At 50.9% G+C, this 17,567-nt stretch carries 17 protein-coding genes; 11 read left to right on the plus strand and 6 right to left on the minus strand.

Translation table 11 applies throughout. The annotated features are described in order from the left end of the window. Positions 1-23: 23 nt before the first annotated feature. The gene (locus tag ACS5NO_RS06390) at positions 24-1,103 is read left to right on the plus strand and encodes a glycosylase (RefSeq protein ID WP_439414351.1); all 1,080 of its coding nucleotides are present in this window, start codon (positions 24-26) and stop codon (positions 1,101-1,103) included. Between the two features lie 468 nt (positions 1,104-1,571). Then, complete coding sequence (locus tag ACS5NO_RS06395) at positions 1,572-2,402, plus strand: dienelactone hydrolase family protein (protein ID WP_439414352.1); 831 nt, start codon at positions 1,572-1,574, stop codon at positions 2,400-2,402. A gap of 168 nt (positions 2,403-2,570) precedes the next feature. On the opposite strand, the gene ACS5NO_RS06400 is transcribed toward ACS5NO_RS06395, so the two are convergent. From ACS5NO_RS06400 to ACS5NO_RS06420, 5 genes are all read right to left on the minus strand, one after another. After that, the gene (locus ACS5NO_RS06400; protein WP_439414353.1) at positions 2,571-3,002 is read right to left on the minus strand and encodes a DUF6326 family protein; all 432 of its coding nucleotides are present in this window, start codon (positions 3,000-3,002) and stop codon (positions 2,571-2,573) included. 10 nt (positions 3,003-3,012) lie between these two features. Next, positions 3,013-3,636, minus strand: a complete 624-nt coding sequence (locus tag ACS5NO_RS06405) for a hypothetical protein (protein ID WP_439414354.1) — start codon at positions 3,634-3,636, stop codon at positions 3,013-3,015. A gap of 129 nt (positions 3,637-3,765) precedes the next feature. Beyond that, on the minus strand, positions 3,766-4,137 hold the full coding sequence (locus ACS5NO_RS06410) for a DUF6567 family protein (protein ID WP_439414355.1): 372 nt from the start codon (positions 4,135-4,137) through the stop codon (positions 3,766-3,768). 243 nt (positions 4,138-4,380) lie between these two features. Next, positions 4,381-4,998 (minus strand): hypothetical protein, encoded by a 618-nt coding sequence (locus ACS5NO_RS06415; protein ID WP_439414356.1) that lies wholly within the window; start codon positions 4,996-4,998, stop codon positions 4,381-4,383. A gap of 83 nt (positions 4,999-5,081) precedes the next feature. After that, positions 5,082-5,660, minus strand: a complete 579-nt coding sequence (locus tag ACS5NO_RS06420; RefSeq protein WP_439414357.1) for a Crp/Fnr family transcriptional regulator — start codon at positions 5,658-5,660, stop codon at positions 5,082-5,084. A 454-nt stretch (positions 5,661-6,114) separates the two neighbouring features. Between ACS5NO_RS06420 and ACS5NO_RS06425 the strand changes: the two genes are divergently transcribed. From ACS5NO_RS06425 to ACS5NO_RS06445, 5 genes are all read left to right on the plus strand, one after another. Further along, positions 6,115-6,720: an RNA polymerase sigma factor gene (locus ACS5NO_RS06425; RefSeq protein WP_439414358.1), complete on the plus strand. Its 606-nt coding sequence runs from the start codon at positions 6,115-6,117 to the stop codon at positions 6,718-6,720. A gap of 5 nt (positions 6,721-6,725) precedes the next feature. Then, a complete protein-coding gene (locus tag ACS5NO_RS06430; RefSeq protein ID WP_439414359.1) occupies positions 6,726-7,061 on the plus strand; it encodes a hypothetical protein in 336 nt (111 codons plus the stop codon). After that, entirely contained in the window at positions 7,054-7,563 is a 510-nt protein-coding gene (locus ACS5NO_RS06435; RefSeq protein WP_439414360.1) for a Spy/CpxP family protein refolding chaperone, read from the plus strand. Before ACS5NO_RS06430 ends, ACS5NO_RS06435 begins: the two co-directional genes overlap by 8 nt. Positions 7,564-7,639: 76 nt before the next feature. Then, positions 7,640-7,960, plus strand: a complete 321-nt coding sequence (locus tag ACS5NO_RS06440) for a hypothetical protein (protein WP_114405631.1) — start codon at positions 7,640-7,642, stop codon at positions 7,958-7,960. 160 nt (positions 7,961-8,120) lie between these two features. Continuing rightward, positions 8,121-11,126 carry an outer membrane beta-barrel protein gene (locus ACS5NO_RS06445; RefSeq protein WP_439414361.1) on the plus strand — a complete coding sequence of 1,002 codons (3,006 nt, stop codon included), beginning with the start codon at positions 8,121-8,123 and terminating at the stop codon, positions 11,124-11,126. On the opposite strand, the gene ACS5NO_RS06450 is transcribed toward ACS5NO_RS06445, so the two are convergent. Continuing rightward, positions 11,127-12,143 (minus strand): LacI family DNA-binding transcriptional regulator, encoded by a 1,017-nt coding sequence (locus ACS5NO_RS06450; RefSeq protein ID WP_439414362.1) that lies wholly within the window; start codon positions 12,141-12,143, stop codon positions 11,127-11,129. It abuts the gene before it with no gap. Between the two features lie 298 nt (positions 12,144-12,441). On the opposite strand from ACS5NO_RS06450, the gene fbp reads away from it, so the two are divergent. From fbp to ACS5NO_RS06470, 4 genes are all read left to right on the plus strand, one after another. Beyond that, positions 12,442-13,443, plus strand: coding sequence for a class 1 fructose-bisphosphatase (gene fbp, locus ACS5NO_RS06455; RefSeq protein ID WP_439414574.1), 1,002 nt, complete (start codon positions 12,442-12,444; stop codon positions 13,441-13,443). A gap of 117 nt (positions 13,444-13,560) precedes the next feature. Continuing rightward, positions 13,561-14,361, plus strand: coding sequence for a 2Fe-2S iron-sulfur cluster-binding protein (locus ACS5NO_RS06460; RefSeq protein WP_439414363.1), 801 nt, complete (start codon positions 13,561-13,563; stop codon positions 14,359-14,361). A gap of 19 nt (positions 14,362-14,380) precedes the next feature. Then, positions 14,381-15,394, plus strand: a complete 1,014-nt coding sequence (locus ACS5NO_RS06465) for an FAD binding domain-containing protein (protein ID WP_439414364.1) — start codon at positions 14,381-14,383, stop codon at positions 15,392-15,394. Positions 15,395-15,414: 20 nt separating this feature from the next. Then, a complete protein-coding gene (locus tag ACS5NO_RS06470; RefSeq protein ID WP_439414365.1) occupies positions 15,415-17,541 on the plus strand; it encodes a xanthine dehydrogenase family protein molybdopterin-binding subunit in 2,127 nt (708 codons plus the stop codon). The last annotated feature ends 26 nt before the right edge of the window (positions 17,542-17,567 follow it).

Consider the following 17,567-nt stretch of genomic DNA (forward strand, 5'->3'; position numbering starts at 1 on the left):
GTTTTACCTTTTGGTCAACTAATATGAAAAAATGGATTGCCGGTGCTTTCTGTCTAGTCATGGCCGTAACGGGTTTTGCCCAGCCGAAAAATCCGGCGGCAACCGTCCCGGATGAAAAGATGCGGGCGGTTTTTGAGGAGGTGAAAACGCCTTATAAATACGGGATTGTGCTGCCCCAACCCGACAAAGGCCGGATGGTCGACAGCCCCACGATTTTTCGTAAAGGCGACACCTGGTACATGACCTACATCATTTTTGATGGCAAAGGCTACGAAACCTGGCTGGCAAAAAGCGTCGATCTGCTGCACTGGAACACCCTGGGAAAACTGATGTCATTTACCGATAAAGACTGGGATGCCACGCAGAAAGCCGGCTATGTTGCTTTGATCGACACGGACTGGGGCGGTTCCTACGAACCCGAAAAATACCGGAACCGTTACTGGTTGTCGTATTTGGGCGGCTCCGAAAAAGGCTACGAAGCGGGCCGTTTGGGGGTGGGAATCGCGAGCGCAAACGATTTGTCTAAACCGGAGGAAGTCACCCGGTTGTCGAAACCGGTGCTGTCGGCGGTGGATCAAGATGTGCGCTGGTACGATAACCAAACCATTTACAAGAGTCTGATAATTCGGGACAAGGCGAAGAAAACCGGGTATCTGTTTGTGATGTATTACAACGCCAAAGGCGAAAAACCGGACGCCAGAGGAGCCGGTTTTGAAAACATTGCGATGGCGGTTTCCAACGACATGACGCACTGGAAACGCCACGGGCAGGAGCCGTTGATTACCCGGAAAACCGGCATCTGTGGTGATGCACAGATCGCTAAAATCGGCGATCTGTACGTGATGTTTTACTTCGGTGCGTTCTGGAAACCGGGCGCTTTCGAGCGGTTTGCGTGTTCCTACGACCTCGTCAACTGGACCGACTGGCAGGGGGACGATCTGATTGCACCCTCGGAACCGTACGACAAAACTTACGCCCACAAACCGTGGGTCATCAAATGGAAAGGTGTCGTTTATCATTTCTACAATGCCGTTGGCGACCAGGGGCGCGTCATTGCCGTAGCTACTTCTAAAGACTTGGGCAAGAGTGTATTAGGGCAGTAAAAACAGTTTTTACTGTTTTTGCCGGTAGTTTCTCCTGAAAACCGAAGCCGTATAGAGTCATGACTTCTACAACTTTTCCAGCTATTTATGTCGTTGGTAACTATAAAGTTAATTTTATAACTAATTTATTAGTTATTTTGCGTTGAAAAACGAACTTTATATGGGAAAGGCGTTATACATCGGTTTCTGTCTACTAACCTACTGGTCAATCTATAGCCCCATTGAACTGCAAACAAAGCCATTGAGTTACGGATTCTATCAGGTTGGATTCAGGACTGAGCAACAGGTTGACAGCACCCGGAGCTATCAACCGGACAGGGGCATACCGTACCGACCATTGTCTATTCATATTTGGTACCCTGCCCGGAAAGCATCAACGGAGAATCTGATGCCTTACAGAACGTATATTGGGCTGGAAACGCAACGGGAAGGATTTGTCACTACCGATTCTAACCAGTTTCGTGCATTTTGTACCAATCTAGTGGGGGGATATCGCCAATACGCCACCACCTTTATGAAAAATCTCATCGTGAGGTAGATGATATTCTACTGGCACCGACGAAGGCGGTTTATAACGCAGCGCCGGTTAATAGAAAGTTTCCGGTGATCCTCTATGCACCTTCATTGAGCAAACCAGCCAATCAGAACCATATGGCCTGTGAGTACTTAGCCAGCCACGGCTATGTAGTCATTTCAGCCGCGTCAGCCGGGAAACATGGGCAAACAATGACCAAAGATACGGCGGGTATTATGGCTCAGGTTAGGGACTTGGAATACATCATGGCTCAGGCTTACCAACTCCCTGCTGTGGATACGTCCAGAGTAGGTACGTTTGGATTCAGTTGGGGAAGTATGGCTACTGTCATTTATCAGATGCGGAACCCGAACGTAAAAGCGTTGGCCTGCTGGGATGGTAGCACCGAGTACCAGGATTATGATCTAATCAAAACCGTTAGCGGCTACAACCCGGCCCAATTAACAGGGCCTTACCTGTATCTTTGCAATCAAAATGAAGACTGGTCTACTTTCCCTTTCTTTCGTTCGTTAGCCAACACCACCAAGCATTTATATCGGCTTAAGAAGCTAGAACATGCGGAATTTACGGCCTATTGGTCTTTCTACGCTTCCATCAAGCCGACTACCAATTACCAAACGGATAGTTACCGGGCCGTATGCCACTATACATTATCTTTTTTTGATGCTTATTTAAAGGATAATAAAAAAGCCAAAAGAGTGCTTCAGAATTCAAGTGAGGAAAATGGTTTCAGTTCTAAGACAATTGCTAAACTGTCGATTTAATGGGCTGATGGGGTAGGGGTCTCATCAGAATTCCATCTGCCGAAACCGCTGCTGATAGCAAACTACAGCCGAAGACTACCACGCCAAGCCACGCTTGCAGCAAAACCGGTGTTGGTGGTTGGTATCTATCTGTCTTTATTACTTGTTAAAGACATTTTGTTGGGTTTTTCATGTTTCAATACGAGGCCATTTCCATGCATAACGGATAATCAGGCAGAGAAGAACGACTTCTACAACAGCGCCAATCACCATGTGCAACCAAGCCTCTCCTGCCAAATTAAACAATATAAAGGGAATATTCACCGCAGCAGTAATGATATTTGTCCAGCGATTTACTTTAGCCGGCAGGGCAACAGAAAGGAAAATCATCAGTGCCGGAATTGTCACTAAGGAGAGTGCTGCCAAAAGAAATCCCTGCGTAATATCAAATTCGAACACCCTCCCTTTCAGAATATCCTCTATCTTACTTGGCATATATAAGTGGAAATAATCAAGATAGATAATTAGAAACATTAAACTCGTCCACAGCGTAGCAAGCTTCAGTTTCAGACTAACTTTGATGTCTTCCAGTGCATTTTGTGCTGTTATTTGTGTATTCATAAATTGTCAATTAAAAATTAAATCCGAAATGTAGCCCTGGTTCAGGCGTGTATTTTGGCCATTTATCATCTTTTTCTTTAAATCCATTGGGCATTTCCGTGTAAAAAGCACGACCAGCAATACCAAGAGAAGGTTCTATAAAAAACTTATCCTTTAAGAGTTTAATGTGATAGCCAACTCGATTAGTGTTGAATATAATGAAACCATTACCCACCTTATCACCGTTTTCATTCTTGAATGTTTGCCACATAGGCATTGCATGTACTGCTACGTAAAGACCTTTCCAAATATACCTTTGATAAGCTAGGCCAATTCCATACTCTCTTATATAACCCGGAAATTTCTCTTCAGGTGTTCCGTATGCTTTATTATAAAATGGGTTAATACCAAGAGGCCAAGCATGTTTCCAGGTTATTAGTTCAAGTGAAATTACGTCTTTTCCTGTAATCCGGTAGCCAACATTAAGCTGGGCAAAGCCGGGAGGGTTTGTAGAATCCAAATTACCTAATAAAAATATAGTGCTACCAACGAACCACCGTTTATACGTGCTGTCTGTTTTAGCATATTGCGCGTAGAGTTGGAGCGTGCTTGTCATCAAGAAGACAAAACCAATGAATAAAATTTTCTTTTGCATTTTCTTTTCTTTATGTGAAACGATACGGCAAAAATAGATTGGCGAGTTGCCACAACTCGTTCACTTAAGTTAAGAAATACACTTTAGCTCTTTTTTTTTAGGATTCCTGCTCTTAGCAGATCTTTGAACTTACCTCGTAAATTCAACTACCTGAGCACTCACAGTTATCGTTCTTCTGACAAAGAAAGGGGCAAAACCACTGACGTGTTCCTCTGTCATCACGTTGATTATGGCTTTGGAACCATTCAGCAAGTTGGCTTTCTTCATCATCGTTGAATATGCATTTTCGTACAATTGCCTTTTCTTCATACCTCCAATCGCCAATACATAAGACACTTCCGAACTTCCGCTTACCTGATCAATCACTTTGAAGTTGTTCCCACTTAAGTGTACCTGAGTGGCGTTTTGATTGTGGTTGGTAACAAGGGCGGTGCCGATGCCACATGAACTAAAAAATGCTGCGAGCAATAACAACACGGAATAAATGCCGATCTTTTTCATTGTAGTAATTATTTATTGTTATACATGTATTAAAACTTCAATCCGAAATGCAGGCCCGGCCACCGGTAAAGTACTTTTTCCACTTGTTGTCTGGTACTTTAAAACTTTCCGGCATGTTGGTGCTCATGGTACAGAAAGAGACCGCGATGGAAGGTTCTGTAAAACCATTTCTTGAACAGGGAGAGTTGCTGTTGGGAGTTTTATTCTGTTGGAAGGTATCCTGAAAACTTTTCGATCAGAAAGCTAAAAGTTAAACCCAAAATGAAGCCCTGGTTGAATAAAGTAGTTAGACCATTTTTTTTCTACTAATTTAAAAGTATCCGGAACATTAGTTCTTACTGGCCAATAACTACATCCAATCGCTGGTTCAAAAAAGAACCGGTTTTTAAAAAACTTAAACTGGTAGCCCAAATGGAAGTTCAGATATAACGTGTATCCATTTCCAATCTTTTTTTTATTCTCATCCAAATATTTTTCAAAAGCATTCAATGCATAAACGGATGTGTAGATTCCTTTCCACCAAAAATGCTGGTATCCTAATGTAGGTGCAAGTATGCGCGCATGTCCGGGATAGTTTCCTCCTGGTTTACGAAATGATGGTCCAAAAGGGATACCTATGGGCCAGGAATAAATGGACCTTTTAAATTCAAAGGAAACAACATCTTTAGGTGTTATCCTATAGCCAAAATTTATTTGAATATACTCAGGGTTATCTTTTTTATCAAGATTTCCTAGCATAAAGAGCGAACTTCCAACGTACCACCTTTTATAAGTACTATCTTGTTTGCCATATTGTGCATTGGCCTGTAAAATGCTTGCCAAAGCTATAGCAAGTCCAATCCATAAAATTTTCTTTTGCATTGCTTTCTTTTTATGTGAAGCGATACTGCAAAAGTAGATTGGCGAGTTGCCATAACTCGTTCACTTAAGTTAAGAAATACACTTTAGCTCTTTTTTTCAAGGATTCTTGCCCGTAGTCTGCTTAACGATTGCGGTTTGATCCCTAAATAGCTCGCTAATTGGTGTTGTGAAACACGTTGAATAAGGTCCGGTCTATTTTGCAGTAGGTTCAGGTATCGTTGCTCAGGTGAAGAAGTCTTGAACTCGTCAAAATTGATTTGTTGTTTGGCTAATAACTCTTCCGACAATAGTCTACACATTATGTCAAACTTTGGAAATTTACTGTTAACTTCTTCGCTCATGTCAGAATTTGAGACTAAAAGAATACTGTCTTCAATGCAACCAATGAAATATTCGGACGGCGTTTTACTTATTACACAATGGGGTGTCAAAGCTTCCATTTCTGTGTAGAAAGCGGTTGTTTTTTCGTCACCATCTATGATATAGTATTTCCGTATGCATCCTTTCAAAACAAAATAGAAATCTTGCGATTTCTGTCCTTCTTTGAGTAAAGTAGTTCCTTTCTTTACCGAGCGAAATAAGTCTAACGAAAGCAGCGCGTTTTTCTCGTCTTCTGTCAGAGAAACGTATTTTGATATAAAGTCAAATAGTATGTCTTTCATTGTTTTTATAGGTTGTTATGTTATTGCCTCCCGTTATACTTGCCACCAACTCGCCGATTGACGCACTTTCAATACCAAATACGCAATGCGTACTTGGTATTGGTGTAGAGCAAGCCTATTGAAAAATATACCCATACAGCCTACTTGGTCATCTCACCAATCACCCGTTTACTGAGACGACACCAATAGCCAGCGAGATCGGTTAAATATTGACTGAAAATCTCTCAAATTGACCTTTCACAAATCTAGGTTTTATCACCGTATTTTTGCCTGAGTTGGTGAGACAAATTAGGCTGATTGACTGCGTCCGCGTATCAACGCCAGACCAAAACGTACATCTGCAACGGGACGACCTTAAAAAAGCCGAGTGCCCCGGCGTGGTGGTATTTTGGGGTTAGCTAAAAAAAATACCGCATTCCCGCAGGTTTTTCCAATCTTTCGTACCTAATGCCATGTGTTCACTTTTAACGATACCGCCCGTTTGCAGGAGTCCGAACTGATTGCTGAGCTGAAAGCAGGCCGTGCGTCGGCTTTTCGGATGCTGGTCGAACGGCATCAGGACAAGGTCTACAACCTGGCGCTGGCGATCGTGCAGCATCCCGAAGAAGCGGAGGATATTGCCCAGGACGTATTTATTGAAGTGTACCAAACCATTCAGCATTTTCGGGAAGAGGCCAAACTGACGACCTGGCTGTATCGCATCACCACCACCAAAGCCCTGGCGCACCACCGGAAACGGAAGGCACAAAAGCGGTTTTCGGTCCTGACCAGTTTGTTTGGGCTGAACAACGAAGTGCTGCACGATCCGCCGGATTTCCACCATCCAGGGGTTTCGATGGAGCAGCAGGAGGAGATGCGCACCCTGTTTAAAGCCATTGACCAACTGGCTGATACGCAAAAAGTTGCCTTTATTTTGCATTACATCGACGAACAAAGCCACCGCGAAATTGCGGAGGTGATGCAGGTCAGTGTGTCGGCGGTCGAGTCGCTGCTGCACCGGGCCAAACAGAATCTTCGTAAACTGTTAGGCCCGTATTACAAAGAAAGAAATAACCCGTGACAATCATGAACACGAACGAAGAAGAGCAACAGTGGGAAGACCGGTTTCGGAAGTTGGGCCAGCTAAAGCCCGCCCAGCCCCGGCCTTTCTTTTATACCCGGCTGGAGGCCCGGCTGAAAAACCGAATGGACCAGTTGGAAGGATCGGTCCGTCTGCCGTGGTGGTTGCAACGCCCGGCCTACGCCTTCGGAACGCTCGGCATGCTGGTGGCACTCAACGTGTTGGTGGCACTCTGGCAGACCAGCTCCAGCCCACCCACGCCGGAACCCGATGCCGGAACCTACGAAGCGTTTGTACAGGATTATCAACTGGATCACCAAACCGTGTACGCCGATGAATGACCGGAATCGAGTTCGAATGCTGATCGGCATCATCATCGCGCTGGTGCTGCTCAACGCCGGTTTGCTGACCTGGATGTGGCTGGGTTCGCAGCGGCACCACCGGGAGGGCGACGGCCGGTCGTATCTTTCCAAAACCCTCGGTTTTTCGGAAGAGCAACGCACGAAATACCGGGCCATGCGGCAAAACCATTTCAAAACCATCCGGCCGTTGCTGGATTCGATGCGGCAGGAACGCCAGCGGTTTTTCCGGCAGGTCAACGATTCGACGCAGACCGATGCGCAGTTGACGCAACAGGCCCGGCAACTGGAAGAATACAGCGTTCGGCTGGACGTGCTGACCTTGCGGCATTTTCAGCAGGTGAGCGCCCTGTGTACGCCCGAACAACGGCAGAAATTACAGAAAGTCCTGGCCGATCGACCCGGTTTTGGCTCCTTCAGCGGATCGGGCTGGTCGGGAAAACACCGCTCGGATTCCAGCCGCCGGGACCGTTCCGAAAAATAAATTCTTTTTTGGTCCGCAGCCCGCAGGGTTTCCGGCCCATTGACATCTAAGCACTACAACTAAACAGCAATCGATCATGAAAAAAGGAATGTTCATTGCCCTGCTGCTGGCCGGGATGACGGTTTTCGAAAGTAACGCGCAGAACGGACAGGGGGGCGGACGCGGTCAGATGCAGGGAATGACGCAGGTGGAAGAAAGCGCACTACCCGCTCCGGTGATGGCGTATGTGAAAGATAAATACCCCGGCATGACGGTTCGGCGGATCATGAAAGACAAAGAAGACAACTATAATGTGGTCGTGGCGGCCGATACCACCCGGAAAATTGTGGTCTTCGACGCCAAGGGAACGTTCAAGGAAGAACGGGCCATGCGCGGTCGTCGGGGTGGAAACCGGTAAAATTCAAACAAACAGGCACAACAATGTGTCGTTGTCGTAATCCGGTTTCAGGATTACACTTCATCAAATTTTCAGTTCAGTCGTTCGCAGCGTTTGTCACCGCCCCGGGATTCCCGTGTGGTGACAAACCTGTGAAAATCCGCACTTACGCACTTGCACCATGAAGGTAAATTCTTTACGTTTTTTTCGTTTGCTTCCGGTTTTGGCTCTTTTGCTGATTTCGGGAACGTCGCTGTTCGCCCAGACCAACCAGTTGACCGGAAAATTTGCCGATGTCAACAACGGGGTTCTGATCGGTGTGCCGGTTATTCTGACGTCGCAGCAGGATACGACCCAGAAACAATATACCGTAACCGATACGAGTGGCGTCTTTACCTTCATGAACCTCAATCCGGCAGCCTATCGGCTGAAAGCCACCTACCTGGGGTTTACGGATTATGATAAAGTGATTACGGTTACTGAGTCTATCCAGAATCTGGGCACCATCACGCTGACCGAGGACGCCAAAACGCTCAAGGAAGTCGTGATCAAAGGGCAAATACCGCCCGCGCAGCAAAAAGGCGACACGCTTCAGTTGAATGCCGAAGCGTTTAAAGTCACCCGCGATGCCACCACGGAAGACCTGATCAAGAAAATGCCGGGGATTACGGTGGAAAACGGAACTGTAAAAGCCCAGGGCGAGGATGTGCAGCAGGTGCTGGTGGATGGCAAAATCTTTTTTGGCGACGATCCGAGCATTGCCCTCCGCAACCTCCCGGCCGAAGTAGTCGATAAAATCGAAATTTTCGACCGCATGAGCGACCAGTCGCAGTTTACCGGTTTTAACGACGGTCAAACGTCGAAAACCATCAACATCGTGACGCGGGGTGACCGGCAGAACGGCGTATTTGGTCGGGTGTATGCTGGCTACGGAACGGACGATACGTATTCGGCGGGCGGAAATGTCAACTTCTTCAACGGTGCCCGGCGGTTTTCCATCGTTGGGCTGAGCAACAACATCAACCAGCAAAACTTCTCCTCGCAGGATTTGACCGGCGTCGCCAGCAGCAACAGTGGAGGAGGTGGTGGCGGTGGCCGGGGTGGAAACCGGGGCGGTGGTGGAAACCGCGGTGGCGGAGGAGGAGGTGGTGGCAACGACAGCTTCCTGGTGGGTCAGCAGAGCGGGATCAACAAAACGAACTCCATCGGGCTCAATTTTTCCGACGACTGGGGCAAGCACGTCACCATTCGGGGAAGTTATTTTTTCAACAACAGCAACAATGCCAACTCCCAGACGGTTTTTCGCCGGTATACGCTGACCGAAAATGCCAGCCAGAATTACCTGGAAAACAGCAATACCCGCAGCGAAAACTATAACCACCGGCTGGATTTTCGGCTCGAATACACGATCAATTCCAACAACTCGCTGCTGATTACGCCCCGGCTGCGGTGGCAAAATAACAGTTCGTCGAGCAGCACGCAGGGGATTACGTACCTGGCTGGCGACAGCACCTCCCAAAACCAGACGCTGGGCAACAACTTCAACCCGGTTTTGCCCCCCGACAGCCTGTTGCTGAACCGGAGCAATACCGACAACATTAGCCGAACCAGGGCGTTCAACTTCAGCAACAACATTCTGTTCCGGCACCGGTTTGCCAAACGCGGACGGTCGCTGTCCCTGAATTTTGGCACCCAGATCAGCACGCAGGACCGGGACAATTCGCAGTTGTCGCTGAATGAATATTTTACGGGAGCAACGCCGGATCAGCGCATTGATCAGTTAACGACTAACCATACACCGAGTTATCAAAATTCGCTCAATGCGGCTTTTACGGAACCGCTGAGCAAGCTGAGTCAGTTGCAGATCAATTATACGACGACCTACCGCTATAGCGACGCGACCCGACGGACCAACCGCTACAATCCGGCCACGCAACGCTACGACCAGTTGGATTCGCTGTTGTCGAACACGTTTCAGAACGATTATTTTACGAACCAGGCGGGCGTGGGCTACAATTACCGGTCACCGAAAATGGGGCTGAACGTCAACCTGAACTACCAGCGGGCGGACCTGCTCAGCGACCAGACATTCCCGATCAACAACGACGTTCGGGCGCATTTCAACAACCTGCTGCCATCGGCGATGCTGGATCTGAAACTGTCGACCGACAGCCGCGTCCGGTTATTTTACCGCACCAACACGCAGGCACCGGGGGTCACGCAGCTCCAGAATGTGCTCGATAACTCCAATCCGCTGTTTCTGACCACCGGAAATCCGGATTTGAAGCAGTCGTATAGCCACAACGTGTCGGTTCGGTATCAACTCACCAAACCGGTCAAAGGCCGCAGCCTGTTTGTGTTTGTTAACATGGGTTCGACCAACGACTACATCGGAACATCCACCGTCATCAGCAACGGAGCCGCCACCTTGCCCGACGGCACGACGCTGGGGCAGGGCGTTCAGTTGACCCGCCCGGTTAACCTGAGCGGTTTGTGGAACCTTCGCACGTTTGTTACCTACAGCACCCCGCTCAAATTCATCAAGAGTAACATCAGCATCAACGCCGGAAACAGCTACGGAACGTCGCCGAGTCTGATCAACAACCAGATCAACAACGCTAGTACGACCACCTGGTCGCAGGGTGTCAATCTGAGCAGCAACATCAGCCAGAAGCTGGACTTTTCGTTTTCGTATTCGGGTAACTTCAACGATGTGAAATATTCGCTTCAGGAACAGAACAACAACAAATATTATTTTCAGGTGCTGAGTGGGCGCATCAACTGGATATTCGGGCCGGGTCTGGTGTTGCAGTCCGACATTTCGAATCAGAAGTACACCGGTTTCAACGGCAGTGTCAATCAGCAGTATACGCTCTGGAATGCCGCCGTTGGCAAGAAATTCCTGAAAGACCAGCGGGGCGAACTCCGGTTGTCGGTTTTCGACTTGCTGAAGCAGAACAATAGTTTGAATGTAACGCAAACCGATACGTATGTGGAAAACAGCCGGGCGCAGGTGTTGCAACGGTATTTTATGCTGACGTTCACCTACAACCTGCGCCAGTTTAAAGCTTCAGCCTCTCCGGCGCGCGGCACCGACCGGCCCGACGGCCAGAACTGGCGCAATGGTGGCGGAGGAGGGGGACGGTTCCCCGGCGGTGGCCGTCCGGGTGGTCCGGGGAATAATTGATTAGTTTGCCCCCGCTTTCGTTGACGCCCGGATCACCAGCCGGGTGGGAATTTTCACGGAGTCGGCCGTGAGGTGATGGGGTTTTCCTTCGATCAGGTCGATCAGTCGCCCGGCGGCCACCTGACCAATTTCCAGGGCCGGTTGCTCAACGGTTGTCATGGGCGGGTCCAGCAAATCGGCTACGGTGATGTTGGTAAAACCGATCAAGGCTATTTCTTTGGGAATCAGGATGCTTCGTGTCTTCAGAGCTGTCAGACAGCCGATGGCGAGCCGGTCACTGGCCGCAAAAAACGCGTCCGGTTTTTGATGCAGCAGATCATCGACAATCGGTTCTACCTCGTTCGGGCCGAAACCGGCGTGTCGCACCAGCTTCTCTTCATACGGAATGCCGTAGTGTTCCAGTGCCGCCCGATACCCCGCCAGCCGTTCCTGCGCAATGGAGATCGTGGCCGGAATGGCGACGTGCGCAATCCGCCGACGTCCCGACTGGATCAGGTGTTCCGTGGCGGCATAGGCTCCCGCAAAATTATCCGCCGTTACACTCGGCACCTCCAGGTCTTTCGACACGCGGTCGAACAACACAATGGGTAGTTTTTTCTCCTGAAGCTGACGCAGATAGGCGACGTTGCAGGTGTTGCTCGAGAGCGAAATGAGAAGGCCGTCGGCCTTGCGGGCCACCACCTGCTGCACCGTGGCCAGCTCCCGTTCGTAGGATTCGTGACTTTGAAAAATGCTAACGTGATAGCCCCGGTTGTAGGCAATGGCTTCGATGCCGTTGATGACCTGCGAGAAAAAGAGGTTGGCAATCTGGGGAACCACGACGCCGATGACCCGGCTGCGGTTTTCTTTCAGGCTCAGCGCAATGGGATTGGGGCGGTACTGAAGCCGCTCGGCATACTCGACAACCAGCCGCTTGGTTTCGGCGTTGATTTCGTAGCTGTCCCGCAGCGCCCGCGATACCGTCGAGGTCGAGAGATTCAAGGCGCGGGCAATATCTTTGATGGTTATGGTGTCCAAGGTAATTATTGGTAAAATTCAAAAAAACAACCCAGCACTTTTTCAAAGAAACCAACTTCCGGCAACGTTCCCGGTAACGATTGCGTGAATAAATATGCGGTAAAATTTTAAAATAAAAAACATCCTGCCTAACCTTAGTGTAATAATCCAACTATTCCGGCTATTTCCCCGTTTGCTTCCATTCTGCGAAAAAGCTAATTTTTAATAGTACGCTGGCTGCATCGGCCATCCGATTGATTTTCTCTGTAAACAAGCAATTCACCTATAACGATTCTCGACGATTATGAATGTTCAGCAGATGGAAATAACGGCCTCGCATCCCTTGGCGTTGCCCGTTGGCGTAACCCTGGATCGGTACATCATGCACCGGCAAACGGCGTTCCCGTACGCAACCGGTGAACTCTCGCAATTATTACGCGACATTGCGCTGGCGGGCAAAATCATTCATCGAGAAGTCAACCGGGCGGGTTTGATCGACCTCACCGGCGGTATGGGCATTCAGAACGTGCAGGGCGAAAGCCAGCAGAAACTCGACATGATTGCCAACATCCGGTTCAGCCGCGCCTTGAAAAACGGGGGTGAAGCCTGCGCGATCATTTCGGAAGAAGAGGAAGAAATTATTTATACCGGAAACAACCACGCCAAATACGTCGTGGCCATGGACCCCCTCGACGGCTCCTCCAACATCGACGTCAACGTGTCCATCGGCACCATCTTTTCCATTTACCGGCGCGTAACGCCCATCGGCACGCAGCCCACGATGGCGGATTTTTTGCAGGGCGGTCGCCGGCAGGTGGCGGCCGGCTACATTCTCTACGGTTCTTCAACAATTCTGGTCTACAGCACCGGACATAACGCCAACGGATTCACCTACGACGCGTCGCTGGGTGAGTTTATTCTGTCCCATCCCGACATACAAAGTCCGGCCGATGGGCAGATTTATTCCTGCAACGACGGCAATCTGGACGACTACGAATCGGGTGTGCAAGGCTATCTGACCGCGTGCCGCCGGAAAAAATACACCGCCCGCTACATCGGTTCGCTCGTCGCCGACTTCCACCGGAATCTGCTCAAAGGCGGTATTTACCTGTATCCGCCGACCCAAAAGAACCCCGATGGCAAACTTCGGCTGTTGTATGAAGCTTTCCCGCTGGCTTTTCTGGCCGAAATGACGGGCTGCGTCGCCACCACCGGCCAGCAATCCATTCTCGATATTAAACCGGATAGTTTTCACCAGCGTACCCCGCTCTACATCGGGTCGCCGGTGATGGTGGAAAATCTGGTCGGATTTCTGGCATAAACCGCTCCTGCCCGGCTGGTTTGGAACGTTCAGCGTTTTCCGGGATTCCCTATAAACTTTCAACCGGATTCCGGGTTAGGAGTGTATAGGGACTCTTTATTTCCAGAACGTTGCATGATGGAAGACCACAACTCCTCTGAATTGACCGAGGACGAAAAGAAACTGTTCGAAGATCTGATGCCGGAAGATCTGGACGAAATCCTCGATACGGGCGTCAACCGGCGTCATTTTTTGAAATTGATGGGGCTGGCCGGTGGCGGCATTCTGGCCTGGCAGTCTGCCGCTGCCGAGCAGGTTTTTACCCGATCTCCGAGCGGGCCACTGTCGGATGAACTTTCGTCGGTAACCATCGAAAACGGCGTTGCGGTCTCGTTCAAAGTCAACGGGACGGCCCGAAAGCTGACGGTTGATTCCCGCATGACGTTGCTCGATACGCTCCGCGAACGACTGGAACTCACCGGGTCTAAAAAAGGCTGTGACCACGGCCAATGCGGTGCCTGCACGGTTATCGTGGACGGACGCCGGGTGTTGTCCTGCCTGACCCTGGCCGCAACCTGCGAAGGCCGGTCGGTTCAAACCATCGAAGGCCTGGCCAGCGGAAACCCCGGAGTGCCGGATCGTCTCCACCCGATGCAGACTGCTTTTCTCAAACACGACGGTTTTCAGTGCGGTTTCTGTACGCCCGGGCAGATTTGCTCGGCGGTGGCCCTGCTCGATGAAGCCAAAAAGGGAGACGCCAGTTACGTCACGGAATCGATTCGCTCCAAACCGGAGCCGGTTCAGCTTTCCAACGAAGAAATCCGGGAGCGGATGTCGGGGAATCTGTGCCGCTGTGGGGCGTACCCCAACATTGTGGCTGCGATTCAGGAAGTGCACAGCGGAAAACCGGTGGAACAAACCTGGCAGTTGATCGGCTAATCGGACAAACCCCGCACCCATGAGACCTTTTAAATTTACGACCGTTTCTGATATTTCTTCGGCAACCAAAAGTGTGGCCGGAAAACCCAACGCCCGGTTTCTGGCGGGTGGAACCAACCTGCTGGACCTGATGAAGGAAGATGTGGAGCGGCCCGAAGAGCTGATCGACATCACCCGGCTCAACCTTACCCAGATCAAACCGCTCACCGATGGCGCCAATAAAGGCGGTGTTTCCATCGGGGCGTTGGGGAAAAATACCGACGCAGCCAATCATCCGCTGATCCGTCAACACTATCCGCTGCTCGCACAGGCGATTCTGGCGGGGGCGTCCGGGCAGATTCGGAACATGGCCACCAACGGCGGCAATCTTCTGCAACGAACCCGTTGTCCATATTTCTACGATGTGGCCATGCCCTGCAACAAACGCGAACCGGGCGAACAGCCAGGGTGTGGTGCCCTTGAAGGCATCAACCGGATGCACGCCATCTTCGGCTGGTCCGAAAAATGCGTTGCCGTTCATCCATCGGATATGGCCGTTGCGCTGGCGGCACTGGATGCCGTGGTTAAAGTTCGGAGTGCCAGCGGACCGGAGCGGATCATTGCGTTGGCGGATTTTCACCGCCTGCCGGAAGACCGCCCCGAGATCGACACGAACCTCCGGCCGGGCGAGCTGATCACGGCCATTGAACTGCCCAAAAACCGTTTTGCCGAAAAATCCTACTACCTGAAAGTCCGCGACCGGTCTTCGTATGCCTTCGCCCTGATTTCAGTCGCGGCCGCACTGGAACTGGACGGCAACCGGATCGTGCAGGCCCGGATCGCCCTGGGCGGGGTGGCCCACAAGCCCTGGCGGGCGTTGAAAGCCGAACAACTCCTGGTGGGTCAGGAAGCTACTGAAGCGAATTTTAAACGGGCCGCCGATGCCGAAATGGCGGATGCCAAACCGCTGGAACACAATGCGTTTAAGGTGGAACTCGGCAAGCGGAGTATGGTCCGGGCGTTGCAAGTGGCCTTCACCGGAAACCGGTCCTGATCGTATACTGAATTAATTTCATGCAGGAGAAAAACAAAGTGACCGGTACGCCGGTCAGTCGCATCGACGGAATTCTGAAAGTGACGGGAAAAGCCGCCTATGCGACTGATTATCCGGTGAAGAACATCGCCTACGCCGTCCTTTTTAAAAGCACGATTGCTGCCGGAACAATTCGCTCGCTCGACACCGGCCCGGCGGAAAAGTCGCCCGGTGTGTTGGCAGTGATTACCCATAAAAATGCGCCGAAACTCAAAACCGATGGCGGTATTCGGGGCGGAGCGTTACTGCAAAGCCCGAAAATCGAGTTTCATGGACAGCACATCGGACTGGTGGTGGCGGAAACCTACGAACAGGCCCGGCACGCGGCCCGTCTGGTAAAGGTGGAGTACGACAAAAGCGAAGCAAAGGTTGATTTTGAGAAGCTTTCGAAGGAAGCCGTGTTGCCAAAAGACAAAGAGAAGGCCGACGCGAAGCGGGGCGACGCCAAAGCGGCTTTGCAGAACGCGGAATTCAAAGTGGAAGCGGTCTATGGAACGCCCATCGAACACCACCACCCGCTGGAACCCCATTCCACCATTGCCGAATGGCAGGGTGAGAACGTGGTTCTCTACAACAGTTCGCAGATCGTAAACGGCGCGCAAATGGCGGCTGCGGCTACCCTCAACATCAAACCGGAAAATGTCCGAATCGTTTCGCCGTACATCGGCGGGGGTTTTGGGTCGAAGGGCGGCCAATGGGCCAATCTGGTGCTGACGGCGGTGGCGGCCAAAGTGGTAAACCGTCCGGTCAAACTCGCGCTGACCCGCCAGCAGATGGTGAACTCGGTGGGCTTGCGGCAACAAAACCACCAGAAAGTAAGTCTGGCGGCCACCAAAGACGGGAAGCTGACGGCACTCGCCCACGAAACCACCACCCATTGCGCCATCGAAAACGAATTTGTGGAACCGTGTGGCGACTGCTCGAAAATCATGTACGAGGTTCCCAACTCGCTGATTACCTACCGGGTGGTTCCGATGAATCTGATTCTGCCGACCTATACGCGCGGTCCGGGGAAATCCACGGGTAGTTTTGCGTTGGAGTCGGCCATGGACGAACTGGCGTATCAGCTCAAAATGGACCCCATTGAATTTCGGCTGAAAAACGAGCCGACGCGCGATCCATCCAATGGCAAGCCCTGGTCGTCGCGCACGACGGTGCAGTGTTTGCAGGAAGGAGCCAAAGCGTTTGGCTGGGAAAAACGCAAGGCCGAACCGCGTCAGAATCAGCAGGGTAATTTTCTCATCGGACACGGCGTCGCCTGCGGAACCTACCCGGCCCACCAACGGCCGAGTTCGGCGCGGGTATCACTCAACCGCAAAGGCAATGCCATCATGGCCCGCGTTGAACTGGCCGCTGCGGATCTGGGAACGGGAACGCATACGATTCTGGCCCAAACGGCGGCCGATGCGCTGGGTCTGCCGCTGAATCAAATTACCGTAAAGCTGGGCGACTCGGATTTGCCGCCTGCCGCCGGTTCGGTGGGCTCGGTGGGCGCGTCCAGTTATGCCAATGCCGTGCATGATGCCTGCGTAAAACTAACGGACGAACTGATGGCCAAATCCGGGAAACAGTTTTTGGTCCGCCCGACGGCTGCGCAATTGATGGTGTCTGAAAACGTAGCTGATTATCAGACCCGGGTCGATGCCAAACCGCCCGCCAATGCCGATCAATACTCGTCCCACAGCTTCAATGCCAATTTTGCCGAAGTGCGGGTCGACATTGCCACCGGCATGGTGCGGGTGACGCGTTTTCTGGCCGTAACCGGTGCCGGTAAAATCCTGAATCCCAAAACCGCCCGCTCCCAGATCATTGGCGGCAATGTCTGGGGCATCGGGATGGCATTAACCGAAGAGTCGGTGGTCGATCCACGCTGGGGGAATTTTGTCACCCGCTCGTTCGGGGATTATCACGTTCCGGCTAACCTGGATATCGGAGCGATGGAAGCGATCTTTATCCGGGAAGACGACCGGGCTTCCAATGCACTGGGCGTGAAGGGAATTGGCGAGGTCGGTATTGTTGGCGTGGCTGCGGCCGTGGCCAATGCGGTTTTCAACGCTACTGGTAAGCGCGTCCGGGAACTGCCGATTACGCCGGATAAACTCCTGTAAACTTCGTTGTTTCCAGAAACCGCGAA

This window comes from Larkinella fluvii (assembly GCF_051857545.1).
Lineage (GTDB): Bacteria > Bacteroidota > Bacteroidia > Cytophagales > Spirosomataceae > Larkinella.